The sequence below is a fragment of the Methylobacterium trifolii genome, assembly GCF_022179685.1.
GTDB classification, from domain to species: domain Bacteria; phylum Pseudomonadota; class Alphaproteobacteria; order Rhizobiales; family Beijerinckiaceae; genus Methylobacterium; species Methylobacterium trifolii.
Genome location: NZ_BPRB01000197.1, coordinates 1 through 11,160, shown reverse-complemented (window position 1 = coordinate 11,160; position 11,160 = coordinate 1). Strand labels below are relative to the sequence as shown.

14 protein-coding genes are annotated in these 11,160 nt (G+C 72.1%); 9 read left to right on the top strand and 5 right to left on the bottom strand.

The window, feature by feature from the left end; all coding sequences use genetic code 11:
• On the bottom strand, positions 1–1,032 hold a 1,032-nt coding region (locus COGEMETH_RS17100), incomplete at its 3' end, for a [protein-PII] uridylyltransferase family protein (protein WP_238183807.1).
• Between the two features lie 193 nt (positions 1,033–1,225).
• On the opposite strand from COGEMETH_RS17100, the gene COGEMETH_RS17095 reads away from it, so the two are divergent.
• The 5 genes from COGEMETH_RS17095 (at position 1,226) to COGEMETH_RS17075 (ending at position 4,498) form a co-directional block, all read left to right on the top strand.
• On the top strand, positions 1,226–1,471 hold the full coding sequence (locus tag COGEMETH_RS17095; RefSeq protein WP_238183806.1) for an AbrB/MazE/SpoVT family DNA-binding domain-containing protein: 246 nt from the start codon (positions 1,226–1,228) through the stop codon (positions 1,469–1,471).
• Positions 1,455–1,811: a type II toxin-antitoxin system PemK/MazF family toxin gene (locus COGEMETH_RS17090; protein WP_238183805.1), complete on the top strand. Its 357-nt coding sequence runs from the start codon at positions 1,455–1,457 to the stop codon at positions 1,809–1,811. Before COGEMETH_RS17095 ends, COGEMETH_RS17090 begins: the two co-directional genes overlap by 17 nt.
• 121 nt (positions 1,812–1,932) lie before the next feature.
• The gene (locus COGEMETH_RS17085) at positions 1,933–2,904 is read left to right on the top strand and encodes an aliphatic sulfonate ABC transporter substrate-binding protein (RefSeq protein ID WP_238183804.1); all 972 of its coding nucleotides are present in this window, start codon (positions 1,933–1,935) and stop codon (positions 2,902–2,904) included.
• A gap of 36 nt (positions 2,905–2,940) precedes the next feature.
• Entirely contained in the window at positions 2,941–3,573 is a 633-nt protein-coding gene (locus tag COGEMETH_RS17080; protein ID WP_238183803.1) for a LysE family translocator, read from the top strand.
• Between the two features lie 79 nt (positions 3,574–3,652).
• On the top strand, positions 3,653–4,498 hold the full coding sequence (locus tag COGEMETH_RS17075) for an ABC transporter permease (protein ID WP_373875385.1): 846 nt from the start codon (positions 3,653–3,655) through the stop codon (positions 4,496–4,498).
• Between the two features lie 12 nt (positions 4,499–4,510).
• On the opposite strand, the gene COGEMETH_RS17070 is transcribed toward COGEMETH_RS17075, so the two are convergent.
• Entirely contained in the window at positions 4,511–4,690 is a 180-nt protein-coding gene (locus COGEMETH_RS17070; protein ID WP_238183802.1) for a hypothetical protein, read from the bottom strand.
• A gap of 223 nt (positions 4,691–4,913) precedes the next feature.
• Positions 4,914–5,201 carry a hypothetical protein gene (locus COGEMETH_RS17065; RefSeq protein WP_238183801.1) on the bottom strand — a complete coding sequence of 96 codons (288 nt, stop codon included), beginning with the start codon at positions 5,199–5,201 and terminating at the stop codon, positions 4,914–4,916.
• Positions 5,202–5,306: 105 nt separating this feature from the next.
• Between COGEMETH_RS17065 and COGEMETH_RS17060 the strand changes: the two genes are divergently transcribed.
• Positions 5,307–6,086: an ABC transporter ATP-binding protein gene (locus COGEMETH_RS17060; RefSeq protein ID WP_238183800.1), complete on the top strand. Its 780-nt coding sequence runs from the start codon at positions 5,307–5,309 to the stop codon at positions 6,084–6,086.
• A gap of 45 nt (positions 6,087–6,131) precedes the next feature.
• Here COGEMETH_RS17060 and COGEMETH_RS17055 read toward each other — a convergent pair whose 3' ends face one another.
• On the bottom strand, positions 6,132–6,764 hold the full coding sequence (locus tag COGEMETH_RS17055) for a DUF1134 domain-containing protein (RefSeq protein ID WP_238183799.1): 633 nt from the start codon (positions 6,762–6,764) through the stop codon (positions 6,132–6,134).
• A gap of 173 nt (positions 6,765–6,937) precedes the next feature.
• Between COGEMETH_RS17055 and COGEMETH_RS17050 the strand changes: the two genes are divergently transcribed.
• A complete protein-coding gene (locus COGEMETH_RS17050) occupies positions 6,938–7,390 on the top strand; it encodes a YHS domain-containing (seleno)protein (protein ID WP_238183798.1) in 453 nt (150 codons plus the stop codon).
• Here the strand turns inward: COGEMETH_RS17050 and COGEMETH_RS17045 are convergent.
• Positions 7,368–8,276, bottom strand: coding sequence for a 3'(2'),5'-bisphosphate nucleotidase CysQ family protein (locus COGEMETH_RS17045; RefSeq protein ID WP_238183797.1), 909 nt, complete (start codon positions 8,274–8,276; stop codon positions 7,368–7,370). The two genes, COGEMETH_RS17050 and COGEMETH_RS17045, sit on opposite strands and share 23 nt — an antisense overlap.
• 300 nt (positions 8,277–8,576) lie before the next feature.
• Between COGEMETH_RS17045 and chpT the strand changes: the two genes are divergently transcribed.
• Both chpT and COGEMETH_RS17035 read left to right on the top strand, forming a co-directional pair.
• Positions 8,577–9,311, top strand: a complete 735-nt coding sequence (chpT, locus tag COGEMETH_RS17040; protein ID WP_238183796.1) for a histidine phosphotransferase ChpT — start codon at positions 8,577–8,579, stop codon at positions 9,309–9,311.
• Between the two features lie 125 nt (positions 9,312–9,436).
• The coding region (locus COGEMETH_RS17035) for a chemotaxis protein CheA (protein ID WP_238183795.1) at positions 9,437–11,160 on the top strand (1,724 nt) is incomplete at its 3' end.

The window sequence follows — 11,160 nt, the reverse complement described above, 5'->3', positions numbered from 1 at the left end:
GCGCGCCTCCAGTTCGGCGCAGACGATGGCGGTGAGGTCGCCCACGTCCTTGGCGATCAGGAAATACGCCTTCATGAAGCGCTCGACGCCCGAAAGCCCGCCGCGAGGGCCGAAGCCCAGGCGCTCGGCGATGCGGGGCTGGAGCCCGAAGGACAGGCGCTCCTCGGGGCGGTTGGTCACGAAGTGCATGTGGCAGCGCACCCGCCACAGGAACTCGTCGCAGCGCTCGAACAGGCGGTACTCCTCCGCCGTGAACAGGCCGGCGGCCACCAGCTCGGCTTGGTCGCGCACCCGGTAGGTGTATTTGGCGATCCAGAACAGGGTGTTGAGGTCGCGCAGGCCCCCCTTGCCGTCCTTGACGTTGGGCTCGACGAGGTAGCGCGAGGAGCCGGCCTTGGAGATGCGCCCGTCGCGCTCGCGGAGCTTGGCCTCGACGAACTCGTGGGCGGTGCCCATCACCAGTTCGGCGTCGAAGCGCGTCACCAGCTCCTCGAACAGGACGCGGGTGCCGAACAGGAAGCGGGCCTCCAGCAGCGCCGTGCGGATCGTCATGTCCGCCTTGGCCTCGCGCAGGCACTCCTCCACCGAGCGGGTGGCGTGGCCGACCTTCAGCTTCAGGTCCCACAGCACGTAGAGCATCGCCTCCACGACGCTCTCGGACCAGGCGGTCTGCTTGTAGGGCAGCAGGAACAGCAGGTCGATGTCCGAGCCCGGCGCCATCGTGCCCCGGCCGTAGCCGCCGGTGGCCACCACCGCCAGCTGCTCGCCGGTGGTCGGGTTGTCGTTGGGGTAGAGGCGCCAGACCACCGCGTCGTAGATCGCCCGCACCACCGCGTCCGTCAGCGCCGACAGGGTGCGGGCGCAGCGCATGCCGTCGCGGTCCTTGAGGAGTTGCGCCTCGGCCGCCTTGTGGCCCTCCTCGATCACCCGCTTCAGCTCGGGCACCATCAGGCCCCGGAGCCGGGTCGGCTCCTTGGCCTCGCGGTCGAGGTTGTCCAGAACCTTGTCGAGGGCAGCGACGGCGTCGAACATGGATACCCGTTAGCATGATATGCCTACGCTGCCAGCGGGTGCGCGGGACGCGGCCATGGGACCGGGGACGCAGGGAACGGGCCGGGTGGGATCGCTTGGGACTGGACCAGGCATCGCCTTTGACAGGGTGCGGGCCGAGACGTAGATACGATGGCGATACGTCAACGCTGTCGAGGCCGCAGAGGATCGATCGATGATCGTCCAGTTCTCCCGGTGGGGTAACAGCCTCGCCCTGCGCATCCCCGCGCGGGTCCTGCGGGACGTGGGCGCCACCGAGGGCAGCACGGCCGAACTGAGCGTCGAGCAGGGGCGGATCGTCATCGCGCCGCGGGCGGAGGCGCCGCGCTACACCTTCGATGGGCTGCTCGCGGGCATCACCGAGGACAACCTGCACGACGACCAGTTCGAGGGACCGGCGGCCGGTGACGAGATCTGGTGAGCCGCCCTACTGCCCCGACCTCGGGGACCTGATCTTCCTCGAATTCAGTCCGCATGTGGGGACCGAGCAGGGCTTCACTCGCCCCGGCCTCGTGCTCACCCCGCGCGCCTATAACGGCCTCGTCGGGCGCTGCTTTGCCTGCCCCGTCACGAACCGCGGGCGCGGCTACCCCTACGAGGTCGCCCTGCCGGCCGGTCTCAGGATTCACGGTTTCGTCCTGGCGGACCAGGGGAAGCCCCTGTCCTGGGCCGAGCACCACGCCCGCTTCGCCGACGTGGCGCCCGAGACCGTGATCGAGGAGGTGAAGGCGAAGATCGCGGCCTTCCTGCAACTCGCCTGACGCGAAGGTGCACATTCGGGCACGTCCGCAAAGGCGTCCTTTCCTGCGGAATTATCGTTTGACATAACGAACGCGGCCGCTTAGCTCGGATTCGTACGATCCAGAGCCGAGAAGGCCCGCCATGCGTTTCGCCCGCCGCACCCTCCTCGCCGCCGCGTGCGGCGCCCTCGCGCTTCTATCCGGGCCGGTCCGGGCCGCGGACGTCAAGGAAATCCGCCTCGACTGGGCGACCTACAATCCGGTCGGCCTCGTCCTGAAGGACAAGGGCTTCCTGGAGGAGGCCCTGAAGCCGAAGGGCATCAGCGTGCGCTGGGTGCAGTCGCTGGGCTCCAACAAGGCGCTGGAATTCCTCAACGCGGGCGCCATCGATTTCGGCTCGTCGGCCGGCGCCGCGGCGCTGCTGTCGCGCATCAACGGCAACCCGATCAAGGCGATCTACGCCTTCTCCCGGCCGGAATGGACTGCGCTGGTCACGCGCAAGGATTCCGGGATCGCCAAGGTCGCCGACCTCAAGGGCCGGCGCATCGCCGTGACCCGCGGCACCGATCCGCACATCTTCCTGATCCGCGCACTCCAGGGGGCTGGCCTGACGGAGCGGGACGCCAAGCTCGTCCTGCTCCAGCACGCGGACGGCCGCACGGCGCTGGACCGCGGCGACGTGGACGCCTGGGCCGGCCTCGACCCGATGATGGCGGCCTCTGAGATCGAGAACGGCGACGTGCTGTTTTTTCGCGATGCCGCCGCCAACACCTGGGGACTTCTCGATGTGCGCGAGGCATTTGCCAAGGAGAACCCGGACCTCGTGCGCGTCGTGGTCGCGGCCTACGAGCAGGCCCGCGCCTATGCGCTCGCCCACCCCGAGGCCCTGACCGCGGCCCTGGTGGCCGCCACGAAGCTGCCCGAGCCGGTGATCGCCCGGCAGGTGGAGCGCACGGACCTGCGCCAGCCCGCGGTCGGCCCGGTCCAGGCCGAGACGATCCGCGCGGCCGGCCTCGCCCTGCAGCAGGCCGGCGTGATCCCCGCCGCCACGGATGTCGCCGCCGCGGTGGACGGCCTGATCGATCCGTCCTTCAACCCGGCCCCGGCCCAATAACGTCCGGGGCCTGCCCCGATCGAAGGTCCCGAAACAATGCCCGATCCGTCCCACCTCCTCGCCTTCGCCCTGGTCTCCCTCGGGATGGTGCTGACGCCGGGGCCGAACATGGTCTACCTCGTCTCGCGCTCCCTCTCGCAGGGGCCGCGGGCGGGCCTGGTCTCGCTCGGCGGCGTGGCGCTCGGCTTCGTCGTCTACATGCTGTGCGCGGCCTTTGGCATTACCGCCCTGCTGCTCGCCGTCCCGTTCGCCTACGACGCCCTGCGCTTTGCGGGCGCCCTCTACCTTCTCCACCTCGCCTGGCAGGCGGTGCGGCCGGGCGGGACCTCGCCCTTCCAGGCCCGCGCCCTGCCCCATGACGGTCCCCGCCGGCTGTTCATGATGGGATTTTTGACCAACCTGCTGAACCCGAAGATCGCGGTGATGTACCTCTCCCTGCTGCCGCAGTTCATCGTGCCGGAGCAGGGCAGCGTGCTCGGCCAGTCCCTGGTGCTGGGCCTGACGCAGACCGCAGTCAGCGTGAGCGTGAACGCGATGATCGCGGTGGGTGCCGGCTCGGTGGCGGCCTTCCTCGCCGGGCGCCCGGCCTGGATCGTGGCGCAGCGCTGGCTGATGGGCACCGTGCTCGCCGGCCTCGCGGTGCGGATGGCGACCGAGGCGCGGCGCTGAGGCATCGGTGCTATAGGCCCCCGGCACTCCTCAGCACGACCGGTCCGACGATGCCCGCCCACTCGCCCCGCCCGGCCGCATGACCGGCCGCGCCGCAGCCGCCCCGGCGCTCGACGCGCCCGTACCGCCGGCCCGACGCCGCCGAAACGCCGTCCTCGGCCATGGCGGGCGGATCGTCCTCGGGCTCGTCCTGCCCCTGATGCTGGCGCTGGGCTGGGAAGCGGCCGTGCGTGCCGGCCTCGCGCAGGGACGTCTGCTGCCGCCTCCGAGCCGGATCGGGGCCACCCTGCTGGATCTGGCCGCCTCCGGCGACCTCTGGATGCACGTCCAGGCGACGCTTGTGCGAGTCGGTCTCGGCTTCGTCTTCGGGGCGGGCGCCGGCATCCTCGCCGGCGCCCTGGTAGCGACGCTGCCCCGGCTGCGCTGGCTGGTCGATCCGAGCCTGCAGGCGTTGCGCGCCGTGCCGTCACTCGCCTGGGTGCCTCTGTTCATCCTCTGGTTCGGCATCCTGGAGACGCCGAAGGTCACGCTGATCGCGGTCGGCGTGTTCTTCCCTGTCTATGTCGGGGTGGCCGGCGCCATCGCCTCGGTGGACCGCAAGCTGGTGGAGGTCGGCCGGATCTTCCGCCTGTCGCGCTCCGCCCTGGTGCGGCGCATCCTGCTGCCGGCGGTCCTGCCCGCGACGGTCACGGCCCTGCGCACGGGGCTCGGCCTCGGATTCCTGTTCGTGGTCGCGGCGGAACTGATGGGCGCGTCGGAAGGGCTCGGCTACCTGCTGGTCGACGGCCAGCAATTCGGCAAGCCGGACCAGATCCTGGCCGCGATCATCGCCTTCGCCGTGCTGGGCAAGCTCGCCGACGCCCTGCTCGTGGCCCTGACGAGCCCCCTGGTGCGCTGGCAGGACACGGCGCGGGAGACGCTGTAGGGGGTTGGCCGATCAGTCCCGCTCGGGGCCGTCCTCGTCCGCGCCGCCGTCCGACTCAGCCTCTGCCTCGTGGAGGGGCCGGGTGTGGCTGATCACGGGTGGGAACAGTTCCGCAAGTCCTGCGGCGACGCCGAAGAGCACCGGATCGGCACCCGCCCCGCTCTGTGGTGGAAAGAGATCGTTCTTCAGCATCGACGCTCACATCCCCGGATGTCGTGCCAGCCCGACACCGCCGAGGGCCCTGTTCGGTCTACTACCCGACCATTGATCTACGTTAATGCGGCCGCAAACCTTTCGTTGCGCCGGCCGGCGCGTTTTTATTGCGTCGCTTCGCGCCCGCTGTTCTTGGATTCTGCATTACGAATTTTCGCCGCACGCCATGTCTCGGCAGCGGTGCCCGGGCGGCCGCCGATGCTCAGCCCCGCCGCCGCCGGACGATGCGGGGGGTGGGGGGCGGCACGGCGCAGGCGGCGGGCCGGACGCTCAAGACCACCGAACTCGGGCACAGGGCCCGGCAGTTCAGGGCGGCCTCGATCTGGTCCCGGCCGCAGGCGTCGGCGAAGCAGAACTGGCCCAGATCCTCGCAGGCCGCCACGAACCGGCCGGTAAGGCGCCGGGATTGCTGCAAGTCCGCAGCCTGGAGGTCTGCGGCCTGGGCGGGCAGCGCCAGGGCGGCGAGCAGGATGAGGCCGAAGCGAGGCATGGGCGTCCCGTCCGTTGGTCGGCCGATCCGTAGCATTGGCGCCGCCCGTCCCCTGTGCCATTCCCGCGACAGGCCCTGGCCGAACCGACGCTTCCGGAGCCCGACTTGCTCAGCATCCAGACCCTGTCCAAGACCTATGCCGACGGCACGCAAGCGCTCTCGGGCATCGACCTCGAGGTGGCGGGGGGCGAGATCGTCGCCCTGATCGGCGGCTCGGGCTGCGGCAAGACCACCCTGCTGCGGCTGGTGGCCGGCCTCGACCGGGCGAGCGCCGGGTCGGTGCGCCTCGACGGCGAAGCGATCGCCGGTCCCCATCCGGGCGTCGGCCTCGTGTTCCAGGAGCCCCGTCTCCTGCCCTGGCTGGATGTGGCCGCCAATGTCGGCTTCGGCCTCGACGGCGTGGCGCGGGACGAGCGCCGCGCCCGCGTCGCCCACGCCCTGGAGCGGGTGGGCCTCTCCGAGCATGCCGGCCGCTGGCCGCGGGAACTCTCGGGCGGGCAGCAGCAGCGGGTCTCGATCGCCCGCGCCTTCGTCGCCCACCCGCGGGTGCTGCTCCTGGACGAGCCGTTCTCGGCGCTGGACGCCTTCACCCGAAAGGACCTGCACCATCACCTCCTCGCCCTGTGGGAGGAGGTGCGGCCGACGGTGCTGCTCGTCACCCACGACGTGTCCGAGGCGGTGGCCCTGGCAGACCGGGCCGTGGTGATGCGCCCCAAGCCAGGCCGCCTCGACGACACCGTGCGCCTGCCGCTAGCCCGTCCGCGCGACCCGGCCTCCGCCCAGAGCGAGGCCGCCGCGCGCAACGTCCTTTCGGCCCTGGACCGCTCCCTGAGGCCGGCTCACGTCCGCCCCGGCACCGCGCCGGAGGGGGCCAACTGGTGGTAGCGCTGCGGATACCCAGGCCGGTTCGGCGCTGCGGGGGGGGGGCTGTTAGAACGGGTTCCAGGTGGGCTTGGACGTGAACTTGAGATAGCCGACACTTATGCCGAGGCGCGCACCGACGCCGCTGCGGATCGGCACCACGACGATGCCGTCGTTGGTCACGGCGGTCATGCCGAAGCCGCCGACGAGGTAGGCCGAGCCGTCGACCCCGCCGAAGCGGCGGTAGAGGCCGCGCACGTCGGGCAGGTTGTAGACCAGCATCATGGTGCGGTCGCCGTCGCCGCCGAGGTCGAACCCGATCGAGGGGCCCTGCCAGAACACCCGGCGCTGGCCGGCGTTGCGGGTGTAGAAGGTGCCCTCGCCGTAGCGCAGGCCGCCGACGATGGCGCCCCCCGCCTCCTGGCCGAGGATGTAGCCGTTGGGCTGGCCCCAGCGCCGGGTCGCCTCCTCCACGGTCAGCGCCAGCCCGCGCGAGACCGAGCCGAAGAAGCGGTGGCCGGATTCCACGATCTCGCCGGGCCGGAAGGTGTCGGGCATGCCCGAGGCGTCGACGGGGCGGGCCCGGGCCGGCCCGGTGAGCGCGGGGCCCGTGAGCAGGGCGCCCCCGGCCGCGAGCCCCAGGGCCAGGGCCGTCCGGAGGAGCCGGCCGCGGAAGGCCGCAGGGTCGTGTCGTGCCGTCATCGTTCCTCCTCGCCGGCTCTGGGGCCGGGCGCTGGCGGGAGCCCTTGCATCCCGGCGCCGGACATGCGGCAACCCGGGTTCCCGCGGGTCGGCGCCCCGCCGCGAAGGCGCGCGGGGAGCCGTGATTCGGGACAGTGTAGCGGGACGGGCGGCAAGATGTGGTTAACGAGACCATGCGGTTGACGCGACGGGCCTGCGGCGGCCTCGCCCTGCTGCTCGGCATTCGCCCGGGCCGCGCCGCCCCCTCCATGGTCGACGTCCTGGCGCTGCGCGGCTTCGATCCGGTGAGCTATTTCCTGCCCGGCGGCCCGCAGCCCGGCCTGCCCCGGTTCGAGCTGTCGTGGAAGGGCCGGGTCTGGCGCTTCGCCTCGGCGGCCAACCGCGAGGCGTTCCGCCGGGACCCGATCGTCTACGCGCCGCGGCTGGCCGGCTACGACGCCGCCGGCATCCTGGAGGAGCGGCTCGTCGACGCCGACCCCCTGGTCTTCGCCCTGATCGGCGAGAAGCTCTACCTGTTCCGCAATCCCGGGCGCCGGGCGCGGCTCCTGGCCGAGCCGGGCCTGGCAGAGCGCGCCGAGGCGCTCTGGCCGTCCTTGAGCCGGCTCACGGATGGGGGCCCGGACTGACCGGCCCCGCCTCCCGCGGCCGGATCAGCGGGCCGCGGTCGGGCAGGGCGATCCGGGGGGAGAGCGCCGGGTCGCCCAGGGCCACGAACGGGTCGTTGCGGTAGGACAGGGCGTAGCGCCCGTAGATCATCGGCCGGCCGGTGGGCGTCAGCACGCATCCGCCGGCCGCGGTGACGATGTGGTCGCCGGCCGCGGTGTCCCATTCCATGGTCGGGCCGCAGCGCACGTAGATGTCGGCCTCGCCGGTGGCGACGAGGCAGAACTTCAGGGCCGAGCCGGCGCTGGTGCGCGAGGCGATCGGCAGGGCGGCCAGGCACGCCTCGGTCTCCGGGTCGCCGTGGCGGCGGCTGCCCAGCGCCACGAGGCCGGCCTCCGGGGCTGGGCGCACCTGGATCGGCCGGCCCGCGCCGGGCCGGCCCGCCTCGATCGGCGCCTCGCAGGCCCGCACGCCGGCAAACCACACCCGGCCGAGGCCGGGGGCGGCCAGCGCCGCGGCCACGGGGCGGTTGCCCTCGATCAGGGCGATGTTGACGGAATAGTCCGGCGTGCCGGCCAGGAAGTCGCGGGTGCCGTCCAGGGGGTCGACCAGGAAGAAGCGGTCGGCCGGCGGCACGTCGTGGCAGGTCTCCTCCGCCACCACCGGGATCGCGGGGAACGCCTCGGCCAGGGCTGCCAGGATCAGGCGCTCGGCCTCGATGTCGGCCTGGCTGGAGGGGGAGCCGTCCGTCTTGAGGACGTGCGGGCAGTCGCTCCGGTGATGCCGCACCAGGACCACGCCGGCCGCGCAGGCGATCCCGGCCAGCACCCCGGCGATCCGGTCGCGCTCGGTGCCGGACAGGGCCGCACCGTCCCCGGCCCCCACGCTCGTCGTACCTGCGCCCGTCATGCCCCCGTCATGCCCGAGCCCTCCCGGCTTGTCGACCGTCTCGTGCAGGGCCTTCGCCCGGTCGCGGCCCCCGGTTTCCGCCCGACCCGGGTGCGTGCATCCGCGGGGCGCCCTTCGCGCCGCGACGCCGCCGAGGCGGCTCCGCGCGATCGCCCCGCCGTGTTGTGCCGCCGCGCTTTTCAAAGCCGGATGCGGGGTCTATCCGTGCAGGCATCCCGCAAGTCCACCCTCCCTCAAGTCCACGACCCGCCCGGCAGCCGAGAGCCGTCGACGAGCATCCAAAACAACCGGACGCGTGCCATGACCACCCTGACCCTCGACGCCCTCGATCTCTCCGCCCTGCTGTGCTCGCGCGTCTGCCACGACGTGATCAGCCCCGTGGGCGCCATCGTGAACGGGCTGGAGGTGCTGGAGGACGACGCCGACGAGTCGATGCGCGAGTTCGCCCTCGACCTGATCCGCAAGAGCGCGCGGCAGGCCTCGGCCCGGCTGCAATTCGCCCGCATCGCCTTCGGGGCCGCGGGCTCGGCCGGCGCCTCGATCGACCTCGCCGACGCCGAGAAGGTCTCCAAGGGGATGTTCTCCGACGAGAAGACGCAGCTCGCCTGGAAGGCGCCGCAGGCGCTCTACCCGAAGAACAAGGTCAAGCTCCTCCTCAACCTGGTGGTGATCGCGACCTCGGCGATCCCCCGCGGCGGCCTGATCGACGTGACGGTCAGCGGTGACGGCGAGGCGCCGACCCTGCTGCTCAAGGCCAAGGGCTCGCACGCCCGCATCCCGCCCCACGTGCGGGAGCTGATGGCCGGCACGCCGGAGAGCGGCACGGTCGACGCCCACGGCGTCCTGGCCTTCTATGCCGGCCTCGTGGCGCGGGCCGCCGCCATGGACGTGCACTTCACGATCGAGGGCGACGAGGTCACCATCCTCTCGGAGCCGACCGCCAAGGCCGCCGAGCCCGCGGCGGACCTCGCGCCGGCCTCCCCCGAGGAGGTCCGCCCCTCCGACAGCGAGCCCTCGGACACGGCGCTCGCCTGAGCCGGCCCGGCCGGGTATTCAGCGAATAATCGGACGGCGCCGGCCGGAGGAAACGCTTCCCTAACCCAACGCGATCATCCTCCCTTGAGCACGATGTTCTGTGCGGCCGGGACTTGAGTATCGCGATGGACGACCTGCTGCGTGAATTCCTGACCGAGAGCGGCGAGCATCTCGATACGGTGGACGCCGAGCTCGTCCGGTTCGAGCAGGACCCCAACAACGAGACCATCCTGCGCAACATCTTCCGGCTGGTGCACACCATCAAGGGCACCTGCGGCTTCCTCGGCCTGCCGCGCCTGGAAGCCCTGGCGCACGCCGCCGAGACCCTGATGGGCCGCTTCCGCGACGGCCTGCCCGTGACCTCCCCCGCCGTCACCCTGATCCTGGCGACGCTGGACCGGCTCAAGGCGATCCTGGCCGAGCTGGAGGCCGCCGGCACCGAGCCCGCGGGCGGCGACCCCGACCTGATCAAGGCCCTGGAGCACATGGCCGCGGCCGAGATGCCCACGGCCGTTCCGACCCCCGCCCCGGCTCCCGCCCCCGTCGCCGAGACCGCACTGCCCGCGCCCGTCATGCGCGAGCCGAAGCCCGGCGAGGTCACCCTCGACGACCTGGAAGCCGCGTTCCTGGCCGCCCCCGGCCCCGACGAGGAGCCGGCCTGGACCGTCCCGGCCGCCGCCGATCCCGTCGCCGCTCTCCCGCCGTCCCCCTTGCCCGCCCCCTTGCCTGAGCCTCTCCCGGCCCCCACGCCCCAGCCCGTCGCGGAGTCCCCCGTGGCGCTCCCGCCGGCCGCGGAACCGGCGCCCGTCGCCGCCGCCGCACCGGCCGCACCGGCCGCCGAGGGCGAGGGCGCCGGCGCCAAGATCCAGACGATCCGCGTCAACGTCGACACCATCGAACACCTGATGACGATGGTGTCCGAGCTGGTGCTGACCCGCAACCAGCTCCTCGAGATCGCCCGCAAGCACGAGGATTCGAGCTACAAGGTTCCGCTGCAGCGGCTGTCCCACGTCACCGCCGAGCTGCAGGAGGGCGTCATGAAGACGCGCATGCAGCCGATCGGCAACGCCTGGCAGAAGCTGCCGCGGGTGGTGCGCGACCTCTCGGCCGAACTCGGCAAGCAGATCGACCTGGTGATGCTGGGCGCCGACACCGAACTCGACCGGCAGGTCCTGGAGGTGATCAAGGACCCGCTGACCCACATGGTCCGCAACTCCGCCGACCACGGGCTCGAATCCACCGCCCAGCGGGTGGCCGCCGGCAAGCCCGCCCGCGGCAGCATCCGCCTCTCCGCCTACCACGAGGGCGGCACCATCACGATCGAGATCTCCGACGACGGCAAGGGCCTCGACCTCGCCGCCATCCGCAAGAAGGCGGTGGAGCGCGGCATCGCGAGCCAGGCCGACGTGGAGCGGATGACGGACGCGCAGGTCTCGAAGTTCATCTTCGACGCCGGCTTCTCGACGGCCAAGGCCGTGACCTCGGTCTCCGGCCGCGGCGTCGGCATGGACGTGGTCAAGACCAACATCGAGACCATCGGCGGCGTCATCGACATCAACACGCAGCTCGGCCGCGGCACCACCTTCACCATCAAGATCCCCCTGACGCTGGCCATCGTCGCCGCCCTGATCGTGCGGGCCGGGCAGAGCCGGTTCGCGGTGCCGCAGGTGGCGGTGCTGGAACTGGTCCGGGTCGGCAAGGACGGCCCGCAGAAGGTCGAGCACATCAACGGCTCGCCGGTCCTGCGCCTGCGCGAGCGGCTCCTGCCGATCGTGACGCTCACCGGCGTGCTCGGACAGGGGAATGCGGAGGCCGAGACCGGCTTCGTGGTGGTGGCCCAGGTCGGCCG

Bases quoted from the DNA above. Each gene is read 5' to 3' on its own strand.
- chpT (WP_238183796.1), top strand. From the start codon at position 8,577: ATGACCACCCTGACCCTCGACGCCCTCGATCTCTCCGCCCTGCTGTGC.
- COGEMETH_RS17095 (WP_238183806.1), top strand. From the start codon at position 1,226: ATGATCGTCCAGTTCTCCCGGTGGGGTAACAGCCTCGCCCTGCGCATC.
- COGEMETH_RS17070 (WP_238183802.1), bottom strand. From the start codon at position 4,690: ATGCTGAAGAACGATCTCTTTCCACCACAGAGCGGGGCGGGTGCCGAT.
- COGEMETH_RS17080 (WP_238183803.1), top strand. From the start codon at position 2,941: ATGCCCGATCCGTCCCACCTCCTCGCCTTCGCCCTGGTCTCCCTCGGG.
- COGEMETH_RS17050 (WP_238183798.1), top strand. From the start codon at position 6,938: ATGCGGTTGACGCGACGGGCCTGCGGCGGCCTCGCCCTGCTGCTCGGC.
- COGEMETH_RS17075 (WP_373875385.1), top strand. From the start codon at position 3,653: ATGACCGGCCGCGCCGCAGCCGCCCCGGCGCTCGACGCGCCCGTACCG.
- COGEMETH_RS17055 (WP_238183799.1), bottom strand. From the start codon at position 6,764: ATGACGGCACGACACGACCCTGCGGCCTTCCGCGGCCGGCTCCTCCGG.
- COGEMETH_RS17045 (WP_238183797.1), bottom strand. From the start codon at position 8,276: ATGACGGGCGCAGGTACGACGAGCGTGGGGGCCGGGGACGGTGCGGCC.
- COGEMETH_RS17085 (WP_238183804.1), top strand. From the start codon at position 1,933: ATGCGTTTCGCCCGCCGCACCCTCCTCGCCGCCGCGTGCGGCGCCCTC.
- COGEMETH_RS17065 (WP_238183801.1), bottom strand. From the start codon at position 5,201: ATGCCTCGCTTCGGCCTCATCCTGCTCGCCGCCCTGGCGCTGCCCGCC.